14 protein-coding genes are annotated in these 15,327 nt (G+C 67.2%); 13 read left to right on the forward strand and 1 reads right to left on the reverse strand.

Translation table 11 applies throughout. The annotated features are described in order from the left end of the window. Positions 1-10 precede the first annotated feature (10 nt). On the reverse strand, positions 11-646 hold the full coding sequence (locus ACM0PB_RS09935) for a LysE/ArgO family amino acid transporter (protein ID WP_005415673.1): 636 nt from the start codon (positions 644-646) through the stop codon (positions 11-13). Positions 647-784: 138 nt separating this feature from the next. On the opposite strand from ACM0PB_RS09935, the gene ACM0PB_RS09940 reads away from it, so the two are divergent. From ACM0PB_RS09940 to ACM0PB_RS10000, 13 genes are all read left to right on the forward strand, one after another. Continuing rightward, positions 785-1,690: a LysR family transcriptional regulator ArgP gene (locus ACM0PB_RS09940; RefSeq protein ID WP_049416399.1), complete on the forward strand. Its 906-nt coding sequence runs from the start codon at positions 785-787 to the stop codon at positions 1,688-1,690. Positions 1,691-1,873: 183 nt separating this feature from the next. Then, the gene (locus tag ACM0PB_RS09945; protein ID WP_053497651.1) at positions 1,874-2,353 is read left to right on the forward strand and encodes a GNAT family N-acetyltransferase; all 480 of its coding nucleotides are present in this window, start codon (positions 1,874-1,876) and stop codon (positions 2,351-2,353) included. A gap of 154 nt (positions 2,354-2,507) precedes the next feature. Further along, positions 2,508-4,199 (forward strand): malate dehydrogenase (quinone), encoded by a 1,692-nt coding sequence (gene mqo / locus ACM0PB_RS09950; RefSeq protein WP_005415670.1) that lies wholly within the window; start codon positions 2,508-2,510, stop codon positions 4,197-4,199. Positions 4,200-4,554: 355 nt separating this feature from the next. Continuing rightward, entirely contained in the window at positions 4,555-6,762 is a 2,208-nt protein-coding gene (locus tag ACM0PB_RS09955; RefSeq protein ID WP_329888672.1) for a TonB-dependent siderophore receptor, read from the forward strand. Positions 6,763-6,925: 163 nt separating this feature from the next. Further along, complete coding sequence (gene mdcA / locus ACM0PB_RS09960) at positions 6,926-8,569, forward strand: malonate decarboxylase subunit alpha (RefSeq protein ID WP_164092692.1); 1,644 nt, start codon at positions 6,926-6,928, stop codon at positions 8,567-8,569. A 10-nt stretch (positions 8,570-8,579) separates the two neighbouring features. Then, on the forward strand, positions 8,580-8,900 hold the full coding sequence (gene mdcC / locus ACM0PB_RS09965; protein ID WP_065178127.1) for a malonate decarboxylase acyl carrier protein: 321 nt from the start codon (positions 8,580-8,582) through the stop codon (positions 8,898-8,900). Then, positions 8,897-9,805, forward strand: coding sequence for a biotin-independent malonate decarboxylase subunit beta (locus tag ACM0PB_RS09970; protein ID WP_065178128.1), 909 nt, complete (start codon positions 8,897-8,899; stop codon positions 9,803-9,805). The genes mdcC and ACM0PB_RS09970 overlap by 4 nt, the downstream gene beginning before the upstream one ends. Positions 9,806-9,807: 2 nt before the next feature. Beyond that, positions 9,808-10,512 carry a biotin-independent malonate decarboxylase subunit gamma gene (mdcE, locus tag ACM0PB_RS09975; protein WP_414604653.1) on the forward strand — a complete coding sequence of 235 codons (705 nt, stop codon included), beginning with the start codon at positions 9,808-9,810 and terminating at the stop codon, positions 10,510-10,512. Then, the gene (gene mdcG, locus ACM0PB_RS09980) at positions 10,505-11,146 is read left to right on the forward strand and encodes a malonate decarboxylase holo-[acyl-carrier-protein] synthase (RefSeq protein WP_065178129.1); all 642 of its coding nucleotides are present in this window, start codon (positions 10,505-10,507) and stop codon (positions 11,144-11,146) included. Before mdcE ends, mdcG begins: the two co-directional genes overlap by 8 nt. After that, positions 11,143-12,000: a triphosphoribosyl-dephospho-CoA synthase MdcB gene (gene mdcB / locus ACM0PB_RS09985; RefSeq protein WP_065178130.1), complete on the forward strand. Its 858-nt coding sequence runs from the start codon at positions 11,143-11,145 to the stop codon at positions 11,998-12,000. The genes mdcG and mdcB overlap by 4 nt, the downstream gene beginning before the upstream one ends. Then, complete coding sequence (mdcH, locus tag ACM0PB_RS09990) at positions 11,997-12,917, forward strand: malonate decarboxylase subunit epsilon (RefSeq protein ID WP_065178131.1); 921 nt, start codon at positions 11,997-11,999, stop codon at positions 12,915-12,917. The genes mdcB and mdcH overlap by 4 nt, the downstream gene beginning before the upstream one ends. A gap of 105 nt (positions 12,918-13,022) precedes the next feature. After that, positions 13,023-14,390 (forward strand): SLC13 family permease, encoded by a 1,368-nt coding sequence (locus ACM0PB_RS09995; RefSeq protein WP_049445977.1) that lies wholly within the window; start codon positions 13,023-13,025, stop codon positions 14,388-14,390. 105 nt (positions 14,391-14,495) lie between these two features. Further along, complete coding sequence (locus tag ACM0PB_RS10000; protein ID WP_049414197.1) at positions 14,496-15,215, forward strand: GntR family transcriptional regulator; 720 nt, start codon at positions 14,496-14,498, stop codon at positions 15,213-15,215. Positions 15,216-15,327 lie beyond the last annotated feature (112 nt).

Here is a 15,327-nt window from a genome sequence, read left to right on the forward strand (position 1 = left end):
GTGCGCCGGGTCAGTGGACCCCGCGCACCGCCAACATGAGGGCCAGGATGCTGAGGATCACGGCGATGGTGCCGTCGAGCACGCGCCAGGTGCTGGGCTTGGTGAACAGCGGCGCCAGCAGGCGGGCGCCGAGGCCCTGCGCGGTCAGCCACAGGCAGCTGGCGGTGACCACGCCGGCAGCGAAGGCCATGCGGGCGTTGCCGAAGTTCTCGGCGATGGAGCCGATCACCATCATGTCCAGCCAGAAGTGCGGGTTGATCAGCGAGAAGCCGACCGCGGCCATCAGCACCGCGCGGCGGCTGCCGTCATCGCTGTCGGCCTCGCCCATGCCACCACCCCCGGCGATCGCACGGCGTGCCGACTTCATCGCATACCAGGCCAGGAACGCGACACCGGTCCACAGCACGGCGGTCGTCAGCCACGGCAGCGCCGAGGTGAGCGTGCGCAGGCCGGCCACGCTGGCGAAGATGAAGATGGCATCGATGGCCGCGCAGGTGGCGACCACCGGCACGATGTGCTTGCGCAGGATGCCCTGGCGCAGAATGAAGGCGCTCTGGGCGCCGACCACCGCGAACAGGCCGATGCCGGTGGCTGCACCAGAGAACCAGGCACCGAGGCCGGTGCTGGCGGAGATGACCGAGAACATGGGATTCACTGCCTTGTATTGCTTGGGGGGACGGTGCCTCGCGAAGGCGGACAGCACCGGAACGGACGCCATTGTCGCGCCGCAACATGGAAAAGACGAGCTAAACTTCCTAAACCAACATTAGCGGAGCTTAATTCGATGCGCATCGATCATGCCCAGCTGCGCGCCCTGGCCGCGGTGATCCGCGAAGGCAGCTTCGACCGCGCCGCACAGTCGTTGAATGTCACGCCCTCGGCCATCTCGCAGCGGGTCAAGGCACTGGAGGACCGGATCGGCCGCCTGCTGGTCAAGCGCGGCACCCCGGCCACCGCCACCGCCGAGGGGCAGCTGCTGGTGCAGCTGGCCGAGCAGACCGCCCTGCTCGAACACGATGCGCTGCACCGGATGGGCCTGGCCGATGAGGACCTGCCCCAGGCCAGCATCCCGGTGGCGGTGAACCACGACAGCCTGGAAACCTGGTTTCCGCAGGCCGCCTACCAGTTCGCGCAGACCACCGGCACCACCCTGGACCTGCGTGTGGAAGACCAGGACCACACCGTGGAGCTGCTGCGCCAGGGTACGGTGCTGGGCGCAGTGACCACGCTGGACGAGCCGGTGCAGGGCTGCCAGATCCATGCGCTGGGCAGCATCCGCTATGCAGCGACCTGCACGCCGGAGTTCCGCGAACGCCACTTTGCCAAGGGCGTGACCGCGCAGGCGCTGGCGCAGGCACCGGTGCTGGTGTTCAACCGCAAGGACGAAATGCAGTCGCGCTTCGCCCGGCGCATGGCCGGCGACGACCTGCCCAGCACCGCACCGACCTGGTGGATTCCCTCCACCCGGGCCTTCGTGCAGGCCAACCTCGGCGGCATGGGCTGGACCATGAACCCCCTGCCGCTGGTCAAGCGCCACCTGGACGCCGGGCGACTGGTCTACGTGCGCCAGCGCGCGTGGGAAGACGTGCCGCTGTACTGGCAGCACTGGAAGGGCGACGTGCAGACCATGGCCCTGCTGACCCGCGCGGTACTGGATGCGTCCTCCGCGCTGATCCGGCGCAAGCGCTGACGCCCAGCGGGAAAAAGGGGACGGAGGGGATTAAGTCGTCTTTGCCCCGGATGTCGTTTGGGTCTTAAACGACTTAATCCCCTCCGTCCCCTTTTTTGCTCCATCGGATCTCCACGTAAGCTCCACACCAGGTCCATGCGTGATGCGGATACTGGTCGGCCGATCACTGCAAGGATGCCCTGCATGCCTGTATTCGTCCGCGACGCCCGCCCCGAAGATGCCGCCGCCTGCATCGACCTGCGCGGGCGCACCCGCGAGAACGCCTTCAGTGCGGCCCAGCTGGCAGAACTGGGCATCACCGAGGACAGCTGGGCAGCCGGCATCGCCCAGGGCGATTCGATCGGCCGCGTCGCCTGGGACGGCGAGCGCATGGCCGGTTACTGCTTCGCCGATCGTGACAGCGGCGAGGTGCTGGTGCTTGCCCTGCTGCCGGACTACGAGGGCCGCGGCATCGGCCGCCAGCTGCTGCAGGACGTGGTCAGCCTGACCCGCGATGCCGGCCACCAGCGGCTGTTCCTGGCCTGCTCGGCCGACCCGCGTTCGCGCTCGCATGGCTTCTACCGCCGCCTGGGCTGGCGCCCGACCGGCGAGCTCGATGAGGCCGGCGACGAGATCCTTGAGCTGGTCCCCACCGTCGCCGGGCGCCGCCTGCCGCCCACGTGACAGCGTCGCGAAACGTCGGATGCTGCGTTGCATCAAAAAACGACCGGATCCGGTTAGAATCGCGGATGGATGCTGCAAGGCGTTGTTTCTTCACGCCCTTTCCCTGCCCCACGCGCATCCTGACCCCTTCCCCTCCGCCAACGATCCCGCCCCCATGAAGAAATTTGGCAAGGCCCTGCTCGCCCTGCTCGTGCTGCTGTTGCTGGCCGCCGCGCTGTTCCTGTACTGGCCACTGACCCAGCGCTCCGTGCCCGCCGCCAGCAACGACAAGCCCGTCGATGTTGTGCTGGTCGGCGCCGGCATCATGAGCATCACCCTGGCCACCTACCTGCAGGAACTGCAGCCGGACTGGAACATCCAGGTCTACGAACGCCTCGACGGCGTCGCCGGTGAAAGCTCCGATGGCTGGAACAACGCCGGCACCGGCCACTCGGCGTTCGCCGAACTGAACTACACCCCGGAACTGCCCGACGGCAGCATCGAGACCAAGCGCGCGGTCGGCATCGCCGAATCGTTCGAGGTCTCGCGCCAGTTCTGGTCGCACCAGGTGAAGGAAGGCCGGCTGAGCCAGCCCAGCGACTTCATCAACCCGACCCCGCACATGAGCTTCGTCTGGGGCGATGACAACATCGCCTACCTGCACAAGCGCCAGCAGGCCCTGGTGAAGAACCCGCTGTTCTACGGCATGCAGTACTCCGAGGATCCGGCGCAGATCAAGCAGTGGGCCCCGCTGCTGATGGAAGGCCGTGACCCGAAGCAGAAGGTTGCCGCGACCTGGATGCCGCTCGGTACCGACGTCAACTTCGGTGTGATCACCCGCCAGCTGACCGCCGGCCTGCAGCGCAGCCCGAACTTCAGCCTGCACCTGAACCATGAAGTGACCGCCCTGCGGCAGAACGCCGACAAGAGCTGGAACGTGACGGTGAAGGATCTCAAGGCCGGCACCGAAACCACCACTCACACCCGCTTCGTGTTCATCGGTGCCGGCGGCGCCGCGCTGAAGCTGCTGCAGATGTCGGGCATTCCGGAATCGAAGGACTACGCAGGCTTCCCGGTCGGTGGCCAGTTCCTCGCCTTCCAGGGCCAGGACGTGACCTCGCGCCATGGCGTAAAGGCCTACGGCATGGCCGAAACCGGTTCGCCGCCGATGTCGGTGCCGCACCTGGATGCACGCAAGCTGGACGGCAAGCCGGTGGTCCTGTTCGGGCCCTTCGCGCTGTACAGCACCAAGTTCCTCAAGCACGGCTCGTGGTGGGACCTGTATTCCTCGGTGACCCACAACAACGTTGGCCCGATGCTGGAAGTGGGCAAGGACAACCTGGACCTGGTGCAGTACCTGATGGGCCAGGCGCGCCTGAACGATGCCGACCGCCAGGCCGAACTGGTCAAGTACTTCCCAAATGCCAAGCCGGGTGACTGGAAGCTGGTCACCGCCGGCCAGCGCGTGCAGATCATCAAGCGCGATCCGCTGAAGGGCCCGGTGCTGCAGTTCGGTACCGAGATCGTGACCGACAAGGACCACACCATCGCCGCGCTGCTCGGCGCATCGCCGGGCGCGTCGACCTCGCCGCCGATCATGCTGGACCTGATGGCCAAGGCCTTCCCGGACCAGATGAAGGCCGGTTGGGAAACCCGCCTGCGCGAGATCGTGCCGTCGTACGGGCGCAAGCTCAACGACAGCGCCGCACTGGTCAACGAGATCCGTACGCTCACCAGCCAGACCCTGCACCTGCCGTACCTGGAGGTGCCGGTGGATGCGAACGCGGCGGTGCCGGCTCCGGCCGCTGCGGCTCCGGCACCGGCGAAGGAAAAGCGCAATGCCAATGAGGAACTGCAGGCGCTGTAAGCCCGCGCGTTCCTTCGATGCAGACGGACGGCCACCTTCGGGTGGCCGTTTGTTTTTGTGCGAGGTGGGTCGGATCCCTCCCGCACGGGAGGGCTCTGACCTGCGATTGGGCGTCGATGATGGGGTCAGAGCCCATTGTCTGCAGCAACGGGATCCGACCCCGGCCCGCCACTGCTCCGCGCCGGGAAGCCCCTGCACAATGACGCGAATTGTAATGTTGTTAAGAATTATTTACATTTGCACCATGCGCAGTGATCGCGCCGCTCCAGATGGACCTGACCGTGCCCGAAGCCGCCGCCCCGGGTGCTGGACGACTGTTGCCGCCCTTCCCCCGTTTCCAAGCCTCGAGCCCACCATGCCCCTGCCTGTCCGTAACCGCCTGCCCCGCCGCGCACTGCTGCCCGCTGCCCTGCTTTCGTCGCTGACCCTGCTGGCCACACCCGCCGCGTTCGCCGCCACCGATGCCGCCGGCGATGCCAAGACCCTGGACCGGGTCAGCGTCCGGGCCGAGCAGTCCGCTCCGCCGGCCAGCACCACGCGCCTGCCGATCACCCTGCAGGAAACCCCGCAGTCGGCCACCGCGATCAGCCTGCAGCGCCTGCAGGACGAATCACTGTTCAGCATCAACGATGTGATGCGCAACGTGACCGGCGTCAGCGTGTCCTTCTATGACACGCAGCGCCCGCTGTACTACGCGCGCGGCTTCGCCATCACCGACTTCCAGGTCGACGGCATCCCCACCTACAGCGGCTCCACCAACCAGGAATACGACACCGCCTTCTACGACCGCATCGAAGTGATCCGCGGTGCCAACGGCCTGCTCAGCGGCGCCGGCGTGCCGTCGGCCACGGTCAACCTGCTGCGCAAGCGCCCCGGCAAGGAATTCGACGCGTCGTTCGCGGTCAGCGCCGGTAGCTGGGACTACCGCCGCATGGAAGCCGACGTCACCGCGCCGCTGACCGATGACGGCCGTTTCCGCAGCCGCGTGGTCGCCGCTTACACCGATCGCGGGCTGTACTACGACCGTTACGACGAGAACAAGATGGCCGGCATGGCGGTGCTGGAAGGCGATGTCACCGACAGCACCACGCTCACCCTCGGCTACCAGACCCAGGACAACAACCCGACCGGTTCGACCTGGGGCACCGTGCCGTTCTTCGACAGCCAGGGCAATTTCGCCCATCTGCCGCGTTCGACCAACCTGTCGCCGAAGTGGAGCTACTGGAAGCGCGAGAGCAACACCGCCTTCGCCAACCTGGAACAGCGCTTCGGCGACAACTGGCTGCTGAAGATCAACACCGCCTACACCCGCGGCAACGTGCAGAACGTGCGCCTGTACGGCACCGGCAACCCGGACCCGGTGACCGGCTCGGGCATCTTCCTGCGTGCGGCCGCCGGTGATTCGAAAGACACCCGCCGCAATGTCGATGCTTACCTGACCGGCAACTTCCCGCTGTTCGGCCGCGACCACGACCTCACGGTCGGTGCCCAGTGGTCGGATCTGGAAGGGACCACGAACACCGTGGCGCTGAACTTCCCGAGCGACTGGGCAACGTGTGTCAGCGCCACGGGTGCACGCGAGCGCTGCTACTACATCCCCAACGTATACAGCTGGAACGGCGATATCTCCGAGGTGACCTACCGCCGCACCGGCGCGCGCCGCGTGGCCAAGACCACGCAGAGTGGCGTCTATCTGGCCACCCGCCTGCACCTGGCCGATCCGCTGTCGCTGATCGCCGGTGCACGCCTGAGCCGCTGGGAAACCCTCACCCGCTCCTACAACGCCGCCGGCGCCTATACCGGCACCAGCGGTGCGTACAAGGTGAGCGATGAAGTCACTCCGTACGTGGGCCTGGTCTACGAGATCACCCCGAACGTGTCGGCCTATGCCAGCTACACCGAGATCTTCAATCCGCAGAACTACAAGGACCGCAACGAGAACCTGCTGGCACCGGTGCAGGGCTCGAACCTGGAAGCGGGCATCAAGACGCAGTGGTTCGATGGCCGCCTGACCGCAAATGCCGCTGTGTTCGAGGCCAAGCAGGACAACTATGCTGTGCGTGACATGGGTGTGCCGGAGGGTTCGCTCAGCGACGGCAGCTCGGCCTACATCGGCGTCGACGGTACCAAGGCGCGTGGCTGGGAGATGGACATCAACGGCGAGATCCTGCCGGGCTGGACGGTCAATGCCGGCTACACCCACGTCAAGGTCACCCGCGCCGCCACCGACCTGCTGTACGCCAACCCGCCCAAGGACCTGCTGCAGCTCAACACGCAACTGCAGCTGCGCGGTGCGCTGGAACGCCTGAGCATCGGCGGTGGCCTGCAGTGGCAGAGCAAGGTGCAGGGCTACAACATCGCCTACCCGCTGGGCGGCACGGTGACCGTGAACCAGCCGGCGTACATGCTGGTGCAATTCAATGCCAACTACCGCATCAGCGACAGCTGGACTGCAACGCTGAGCGTGCGCAACGCGCTGGACAAGACTTACTGGGCCAACCTGGACTACAACAACTACGGCGAGCCGCGCTTCGTGTCGGCCAGCCTGCGCTGGAAGTTCTGAGCCACCTGCGAACCGGTGGGTGCCGACCGTTGGTCGGCACACCCCACACCCCACACCCTGAATGGGCCCGCCTCCGCGCGGGCCCTTCTTTTTGCTGCAATGCAGGTTGTACCCACTTCGTAATTATGCCGTAATTATCCCAACACCCGTCGGAAGCCGGTCAATGAACCCGAGCTGGGATACGTTGGAACGCAGTCGCCAGGCCCGCCTGGAACGTGCCGCGCCGTGGGCCCGGGGACGCGAGGTCGCCAGCAGCGACGTCGGCGAGTTGCTGCACGCAGTGCTGGAGCCAGGCGACAAGGTCTGCCTGGAGGGCAACAACCAGAAGCAGGCAGATTTCCTCGCCCAGGCGCTGGCCGACCTCGACCCCGCCCGCGTGCATGATCTGCACATGGTGCAGTCGGTCCTCTCACTGCCCTCGCACCTGGACGTATTCGAGCGTGGCATCGCCTCGAAACTGGATTTCTCGTTCTCCGGCCCGCAATCGGTGCGACTGGCCAACCTGGTGGCCGAAGGGCGCATCCAGATCGGTGCCATCCACACCTACCTGGAACTGTTCGGCCGCTACTTCATCGACCTTACGCCGCGCGTAGCGCTGGTCGCCGCGCAGGCCGCCGACCGCCACGGCAACCTCTATACCGGGCCGAATACCGAAGACACGCCGGTGATCGTCGAAGCCACCGCCTTCGGTGGCGGCATCGTCATCGCCCAGGTCAACGAGATCGTCGACAGCCTCCCCCGCGTCGATATTCCTGCGGACTGGGTCAACTTCGTGGTGCAGGCGCCGAAGCCGAACCATATCGAGCCGCTGTTCACCCGCGACCCTGCGCAGATCTCCGAGATCCAGGTGCTGATGGCAATGATGGCCATCAAGGGCATCTACGCCGATTACGGCGTGAATCGTTTGAATCACGGCATCGGCTTCGATACCGCCGCCATCGAACTGCTGCTCCCCACCTACGCAGAATCGCTCGGGCTGAAGGGAAAGATCTGCCAGCACTGGGCGTTGAACCCACACCCGGCACTGATTCCGGCGATCGAATCGGGCTTCGTCAGATCGGTGCATTCGTTCGGTTCGGAACTGGGCATGGAGAAATACATTGCCGCGCGGGGCGACGTGTTTTTCACCGGCGCCGACGGCTCGATGCGTTCCAACCGCGCGTTCTCGCAGACCGCAGGCCTGTATGCCTGCGACATGTTCATCGGTTCCACCCTGCAGATCGACCTGCAGGGCAACAGCTCCACTGCCACCCGCGACCGCATCGCCGGCTTTGGCGGCGCACCGAACATGGGCTCGGACGCGCGCGGCCGCCGCCATGCCAGCGAGGCCTGGATCAAGGCCGGCCAGCAGGCCGCACGCCCGGGCGAGATGCCACGCGGGCGCAAACTGGTGGTGCAGATGGTGGAAACCTTCCGCGAGCACATGGCCCCGGCATTCGTTGACCGCCTCGACGCCTGGGAACTGGCCGAACGCGCGAACATGCCGCTGCCGCCGGTGATGATCTACGGCGACGACGTCAGCCATGTGCTGACCGAGGAAGGCATCGCCAACCTGCTGCTGTGCCGCACCCCCGAGGAGCGCGAACAGGCGATCCGTGGCGTGGCCGGCTATACCGCCGTGGGCATCGGGCGCGACCGCGCGATGGTGGAGAACCTGCGCGACCGCGGCGTGATCCGCCGTCCCGGTGACCTCGGCATCTCCGTGCGCGATGCCAGCCGTGACTTGCTGGCGGCGCGTTCGGTGAAGGACCTGGTGCGCTGGTCCGGCGGTCTGTACGACCCGCCCAAGCGCTTCCGCAACTGGTAAGGGGCTGAGCATGGAAACCCTCGACTATCGATTCGAAGGCCGCACCGACGTGCCGTTCGCGCGCGATGCGGTGCTGGTGGGCGTGCTGGCGTCAGGCAACCTGGAAATCCTGCTGGAACCGGCGGCGCAGCAGGGCGCGATGACGGTGCGCGTCATCACCGCCGCGCAGGGCTTCGGCAGCATCTGGCAGGCGGTGATCAACGACTTCGCACAGCGTCATCCGCTGCGCGATGTGCGCGTCTCGATCAACGACGCCGGTGCGACCCCGGCCGTGGTCAGCCTGCGCCTGGACCAGGCCGTGGAAACCCTGCTGGCCGGAGGCGCGCCATGAACCACGTACAGCGCCACAGCTATTACGAAGCCGATGCGCGCGAGCGCATCGCCGGGCTGGTCGACGCCGGCTCGTTCCACGAGTTCCTCGGCCCGGCGCGACGGATGATGAGTCCGCACCTGGCCCAGCTCGACCAGCCGGCCGCGTTCGACGATGGCATCGTCGTCGGCGAGGCCAGGATGCAGGGCAAACACGTGCTGCTGGCCGCACAACAGGGTGAATTCATGGGCGGCGGCGTGGGCGAAGTGCATGGCGCCAAGCTGACCGGGCTGCTGCGCCGTGCGGCGTACACCCGCCCTGACGGCGTGCTGCTGCTGCTCGATACCGGCGGCGTGCGGCTGCACGAAGCCAATGCGGGCCTGATTGCGATCTCCGAGATCATGCGCGCCACCCTGGACGCGCGTGCAGCGGGCGTGCCGGTGATCGCGCTGATCGGCAGCGGCAACGGCGCCTTCGGTGGCATGGGCATCGTTGCCCGCTGCTGCAACACGGTCATCATGTCCGAGGAAGGCCGGATGTCGCTGTCCGGACCGGAGGTGATCGAAACCGTTCGCGGCGTGGAAGAGTTCGACTCACGCGATCGCGCGCTGGTCTGGCGTGTGACCGGTGGCAAGCACCGGTACCTGATCGACCAGGCGCAGGTGCTGGTGCCCGATGCCCTTGAAGCATTCGCGCTGGCCGCACGCGACGCGCTGCACCCCGATGCGGGCAGCACTGACCCGGATGCTGCACTGGCCGCATTGCAGGAACGCCATGCGGCCTTGAAGGCGCGCGTGCGGGCCTGGGGCGATTGCCGCGATGGCCTGGAGATCTGGGCGCGGCTGGGCATTGCCCACCCCGAACGCCTGCCACTGCTCGACACCGATGAATTCCTCACCGCCACCGGCGACCGGAGCCTGCCATGAGCATGCCGTTGCAGACACTGCTCGATGCCCTGTTTCCGCATGGGCATGCCATTGCGGTGAGCGATTCGGTGCTGACCGGCAGCGCCACCACCGACAACGGCGATGTGACTGTGATCGGCACCACCAACAAGCTCGAGGTGGGCGTGGACCACGCACTGGCACTGGCCGAAACGGTGCTGGCCAGCACCGCCGCGCATCCGCAGCAACCGATCGTGATGCTGGTCGACACCGCCGGCCAGCGCCTGGCACGCCGCGACGAACTGCTCGGCATCAACGGCTGTTTCGCGCACCTGGCGCAGACGCTGGATCTCGCGCGTCGACGTGGCGCGCGACTGGTCACGCTGGTCTACGGTGAATCCGTCAGTGGTGGCTTCCTCTCGTTCGGGCTGATGGCCGACCACATCCATGCCCTGCCGGATGCGCAGGTGCGGGTGATGGACCTGCGCGCGATGGCCCGGGTGACCAAGCAGCCGCTGGATAAACTGCAGGCGCTGAGCCAGACCTCACCGGTGTTCGCACCGGGCGTGGAGAACTACGTGGCGATGGGTGCGGTGGAATCGTTGTGGGAGGGTAATCTTGCCCAGCACCTTCTGCAGGCCCTGCGCACGCCCGCCCATGGCGACCGCCGCGCAGTGCGCGGAGCCGAACGTGGCGGGCGCATGCTTGCCGCACGCGTGGCTGAAGCCGTGAGCCAGGGCGATGCCTGAGCGGCTGCCCCGACATACGCTGGTCTGGCTGTCAGCGCACGCCGGCTGGCAGGCGGACATCGCCGCGCATGAGTCGCGCTTGGCCGACTGGTTTGCACAGGGCCGGCCGGCCATCGTCGCGCGGCGTGCCGCCGACGATGCCGATCCACGCCTGCGTCTCGGCGTGCCGCTGCCGCCCGCCGAGGACAAACTGCGCCTGGCCCTGCGCGTGCCAGCACACGATGTGCTGCGCACCACCCCGCCACCGGCACTTCAGGCGGTGCTGAAAGGCGACGTTCCGCAGGACTGGCGGCGGCCCCTTGAAGTGCTGCAGAACATCGCTGAGGCGCGCGTATTCGGTGCCTTCGCGTGGCAGCACCTTACTGGCCTGCGCTATGTGCACGCGCGCTCGGACGTCGATCTGCTGTGGCCGATCGACACCACCGCGCAGGCCGATGCCCTCGCTGCACGGCTACAGGCATGGGAAGCCGAACACGACCGGCGGGTCGATGGCGAGCTGTGCCTGGGCGGCGACGCCGCCGTGAACTGGCGGGAGTACGCCGGACGCAGCCGCGAGGTACTGGTCAAGCGCCTCGATGGTGCCGCACTGGAACTCCGCGATGCGTTGTTCGCCTCCGCCGGGGTGAGCGCATGAACGCCGTCGTGCAATCGGCAGTCAGGCCGGCAGCTGCCGTGGACAGCGCGCGTCTGGGGCGCCTCGCCGTCGCCAGCCTGCATGCGGAGCTGGCGCTGGCACCCAAGCCCGGACTGGTCACGCCATTCGACAGCGGCAGCCATCACGACATGGACGCCGGCACGTTCCTGCGCAGCCTGTTCGCACTGCGCCACTACTTCACCGCCGTGGCCCGCCTCGGTGCAGCCGGGACGGACTTCGACGCCTTGCGCCGGTGTGGCATCGCCGCCGAGATCGCGATGCTGCGCGCGACCGCCGGCGTCAATACCCATCGTGGCGCGGTCTTCAGTCTCGGCCTGCTGGTGGCGGCCGCCGCGGCCTGTCGCTCCCGCTTGGGCCATGCCGCCACGGGCGAGCAGGTCTGCCAGGAAGTGTGCCGCTGGTCTGCCGAGCTCGCCAACGCACCTCTGGATGCCAACAGCCCTGGCCAGCGCGCTCGCGCCCGGCATGGCGTGCAGGGGGTGCGCGAACAAGCAGCCGCTGGCTACCCGCTGCTGCGCGAAGTGGCATTGCCTACCATGCGTCACGCGCTGGCCAGCGGCCTGCCACGCGAGGCCGCGATGTGCCAGACCCTGATGCAGCTGATCGCGTGCGTGGATGACCTCAACCTGCTGCACCGTGGCGGCGCCGACGGCCTGCGCTGGGCACAGCGACAGGCGCATGGTTTCCTCGACGGCGGCGGTGCGTTCGTGCCCGGCTGGCAGGCACGCCTGCACGGCATCGGTGAGCGCTTCGTCGCGCGCCGCCTGAGTCCCGGTGGCAGTGCCGACCTGTTGGCCTGTGCCTGGTTCCTGCTACAGCAGGAGGACGCGTGAGCCTTGCCCTGCTCTGCTCCGGCCAAGGTGCGCAGCATGCGGCGATGTTCGACCGCGTGCGCGATCTTCCGGCCGCACGCCATACCCTTGATGTGGCCAGCACGGTACTCGGCCGCGATGTGTTTTCCGCCGCTGCGGCCGACGACCGTTTCGACAATGCGCAGGCGCAACCGCTGCTGTGCGCGGCCACTCTGGCGCAGTGGCAGGGGCTGCGCGACAACGTGCCAACGCCGACGCTGGTCGCCGGCTACAGCATCGGCGAGTTGGCCGCGCATGCCGCCGCCGGCAGCTTCGATGCGACCACCTGCCTTGCCCTGGCTGCGCAGCGCGCGCAGTTGATGGACGGCGCCAGCCCTGCCGATGCAGGCCTGCAGGCCGTGCTCGGCCTGGAACACCATGTACTGCAGCCGCTGTGCGATCTGCACGGTGCGCACATGGCCATCGCCAACGGGCAGGACCATTTCATCGTGGGCGGCACGCACGCCGCATTGCAGCGGCTGGCCGATGCCGCACGGGCGCAGGGTGCGGACATCCGTCCGCTGCCGGTGCACGTGCCTGCACACACACCGTTGCTGGCGGCGGCGGTCGCACCGTTTGCTGCCGCACTCCATGCCTCGCCACTGCAGGCCCCACGCCTGCCGCTGCTGGCCGGCATCGATGCGCGACCGGTGCGGGATCGCGCAATGGCGGTCTACACGCTGTCGGCGCAGCTGGCGCAGACCATCGAATGGGCGCAGGTGATGCGCCAGGCCTTCGAGCGCGGCGCGCGGGTTTTCCTGCAGCTGGGCCCGGGCAACGCGCTGGCGCGCATGGTCGCACCGGCCTATCCGTGCTGCGAAGTGCGGGCGGTGGAAGAGTTCCAGAGCCTGGAAGGCGCCGCGGCGTGGGTCCGCAGTGCGCTGGAGCGGCTGCAGTAACGGGTTCGAGCAGTACGTATCACGCAACACGCAGTACGTCGCCTTACCCCGGGGATGGCGGGTCTCCATCCGTGCTGTACGTGAGTCACGTGTCTGGGAGGGCGCATGAGTCCACAAATCGCAACGATCATCGGTCTGGTGATCATGTTCATCGTCGCCACGGCGATGCCGATCAACATGGGCGCGGTCGCCTTCGCGTTGGCCTTCATCATCGGTGGGCTGTGGGTCGACATGGGCGGCAAGGAGGTCCTGGCCGGCTTTCCCGGCGATCTGTTCCTGACCCTGGTCGGCATCACCTACCTGTTCGCCATCGCGCAGAAGAACGGCACCATCGACCTGCTGGTGCACTGGGCTGTAAAAGCCGTGCGCGGCCATATCGTGGCCATCCCGTGGGTGATGTTCGTGATCACCGCGGTGCTCACCGCGTTCGGTGCGCTGGGCCCGGCGGCGGTCGCGATCATCGGCCCGGTCGCGCTGCGCTTTGCCAAGCAGTACAACATCAACCCACTGATGATGGGCCTGCTGGTCATCCACGGCGCACAGGCGGGCGGCTTCTCGCCGATCAGCGTGTACGGCAGCATCACCAATGGCGTAGTGCAGAAGGCCGGGCTGGAAGTGACCGAGATGGCGGTGTTCCTGACCAGCCTGGGCTTCAACTTCATGATGGCGACGATCTGCTTCTTCGCCTTCGGTGGCATCGCCCTGCTGCGTCGCGGCTCGATCACCGCGGCAGGAACGATCGGCAATGCCGAACTGGCGATGGCCGGTGGCCCGCAGGCGTCGTCGCGCCAGTTCGCGATCGAAGGCCATGGCGCGCTGGTCGCAGCAGGCGGCGGCACGCTCAGCAATGATCCGGCGGCACTGGATGCGGTGGGCCTGACCCGCGAACGGTTGTTCACCCTGATCGGCCTGCTCGGCCTGGGCGTGGCCGCGCTGATCTACAACCTCAACGTCGGCCTGGTCTCGATCACCGTCGCGGTGGCGCTGGCGCTGCTGTCGCCACAAAGCCAGAAGGGCGCGGTCGATGGCATCAGCTGGTCCACCGTGCTGCTGATCTGTGGCGTGGTGACCTACATCGGCGTGCTGGAACATGCCGGCGCGGTGGACTTCATCGGCAATGGCGTGTCCGACATCGGCATTCCGCTGCTCGGCGCGCTGCTGGTCTGCTACGTCGGCGGCATCGTCTCCGCATTCGCCTCGTCGGCCGCAGTGCTGGGCGCCACGATTCCGTTGGCGGTGCCGTTCCTGATGCAGGGTCACCTCAGCGCCGCCGGCGTGATCTGCGCGCTGGCGGTGTCGTCCACCATCGTCGATGTCAGCCCGTTCTCCACCAATGGCGCACTGGTGGTGGCCTCGGCAGCGAAGGAAGAGCGCGAAACCCTGTTCCGCCGCTTCCTGGTCTACAGCGGTCTTGTGGTGGCGCTTGGACCGCTGCTGGCCTGGCTGGTATTCGTGGTGCCCGGCTGGATGTAACCGCCCAGCGGTAGTGCCGGCCGCTGGCCGGCAATCCCATGAAGCCATCCAGCGATCACGGGTTGCCGGCCAGCGGTCGGCACTACCTGGCGGTACACTTCCTCCATGGCCATTGCCCCCGCCCCGCGATCACCGAAGAAGCGCGCGCCTCTGTATGAAGAGGTGGCCGACCACGTGCGCGAGCGCATCTACGACTACCGGCTGCCGCCGGGCGAGTGGATCGACGAGCCCGCGCTGTGCGAAGAACTGGGCATCAGCCGCACGCCGCTGCGCGAGGCGTTGAAGCTGCTGGCCGCCGAAGGCCTGGTACAGATCGACGCAGGTCGTGGCAGCCGGGTCACCCGGTTGACGCTGGAAGACCTCAACCAGCTGTTCCCGGTAATGGCCATGCTGGAAGGCCGTTGCGCACACGAGGCGGTCAGGCACATCGATGATGCCGGCGTGCAGCAGCTGGAAGATCTGCATGCAGCGATGGAAACCGCGGCGGCCGAGGGCAACATTGCCGAGTACTACCGCAACAACTACCTGATCCACGAAACCGTGCAGCATTACGCGGGCAATCCGTGGCTGATCCGCATCACCCACGACCTGCACCGCATCCTGAAGATGCATCGCGGCCGCCAGCTGCTGACCCCGGGCCGCACGGCGCAGTCGCTGGCCGAACACCGCGAGTTGATGGAGTGCTTCCGCCGCCGCGATGCGCAGGCTGCCGAACGCACCATGGAGCGCCATCTGCTCAGCCAGGGCCAGGCATTGGCCGCCTATGTGGCAGCGGGCGGGTTGTTGAACGTGCCAGCGCCCTTGCCGACCGAAGGCGGCGGTTGAGCGGATGAGGTTGCCGGCCAGCGGCCGGCACTACCGGCCGCAGCCAACCGCTGTTCTGTAGAGGCGGTTGAGCGGATGAGGTTGCCGGCCAGGGGCCGGCACTTACAGGGGG

Source organism: Stenotrophomonas sp. AR029 (assembly GCF_047520695.2).
GTDB lineage: Bacteria > Pseudomonadota > Gammaproteobacteria > Xanthomonadales > Xanthomonadaceae > Stenotrophomonas > Stenotrophomonas sepilia.

What these genes read in the sequence shown, in the direction of transcription:
- ACM0PB_RS09945 (WP_053497651.1), top strand. Translation starts at nt 1,874, where the DNA reads ATGCCTGTATTCGTCCGCGACGCCCGCCCCGAAGATGCCGCCGCCTGC.
- ACM0PB_RS09955 (WP_329888672.1), top strand. Translation starts at nt 4,555, where the DNA reads ATGCCCCTGCCTGTCCGTAACCGCCTGCCCCGCCGCGCACTGCTGCCC.
- ACM0PB_RS09970 (WP_065178128.1), top strand. Translation starts at nt 8,897, where the DNA reads ATGAACCACGTACAGCGCCACAGCTATTACGAAGCCGATGCGCGCGAG.
- mdcC (WP_065178127.1), top strand. Translation starts at nt 8,580, where the DNA reads ATGGAAACCCTCGACTATCGATTCGAAGGCCGCACCGACGTGCCGTTC.
- mdcG (WP_065178129.1), top strand. Translation starts at nt 10,505, where the DNA reads ATGCCTGAGCGGCTGCCCCGACATACGCTGGTCTGGCTGTCAGCGCAC.
- ACM0PB_RS09995 (WP_049445977.1), top strand. Translation starts at nt 13,023, where the DNA reads ATGAGTCCACAAATCGCAACGATCATCGGTCTGGTGATCATGTTCATC.
- ACM0PB_RS09940 (WP_049416399.1), top strand. Translation starts at nt 785, where the DNA reads ATGCGCATCGATCATGCCCAGCTGCGCGCCCTGGCCGCGGTGATCCGC.
- mdcB (WP_065178130.1), top strand. Translation starts at nt 11,143, where the DNA reads ATGAACGCCGTCGTGCAATCGGCAGTCAGGCCGGCAGCTGCCGTGGAC.
- ACM0PB_RS09935 (WP_005415673.1), bottom strand. Translation starts at nt 646, where the DNA reads ATGTTCTCGGTCATCTCCGCCAGCACCGGCCTCGGTGCCTGGTTCTCT.
- mdcA (WP_164092692.1), top strand. Translation starts at nt 6,926, where the DNA reads ATGAACCCGAGCTGGGATACGTTGGAACGCAGTCGCCAGGCCCGCCTG.
- mqo (WP_005415670.1), top strand. Translation starts at nt 2,508, where the DNA reads ATGAAGAAATTTGGCAAGGCCCTGCTCGCCCTGCTCGTGCTGCTGTTG.
- ACM0PB_RS10000 (WP_049414197.1), top strand. Translation starts at nt 14,496, where the DNA reads ATGGCCATTGCCCCCGCCCCGCGATCACCGAAGAAGCGCGCGCCTCTG.
- mdcE (WP_414604653.1), top strand. Translation starts at nt 9,808, where the DNA reads ATGCCGTTGCAGACACTGCTCGATGCCCTGTTTCCGCATGGGCATGCC.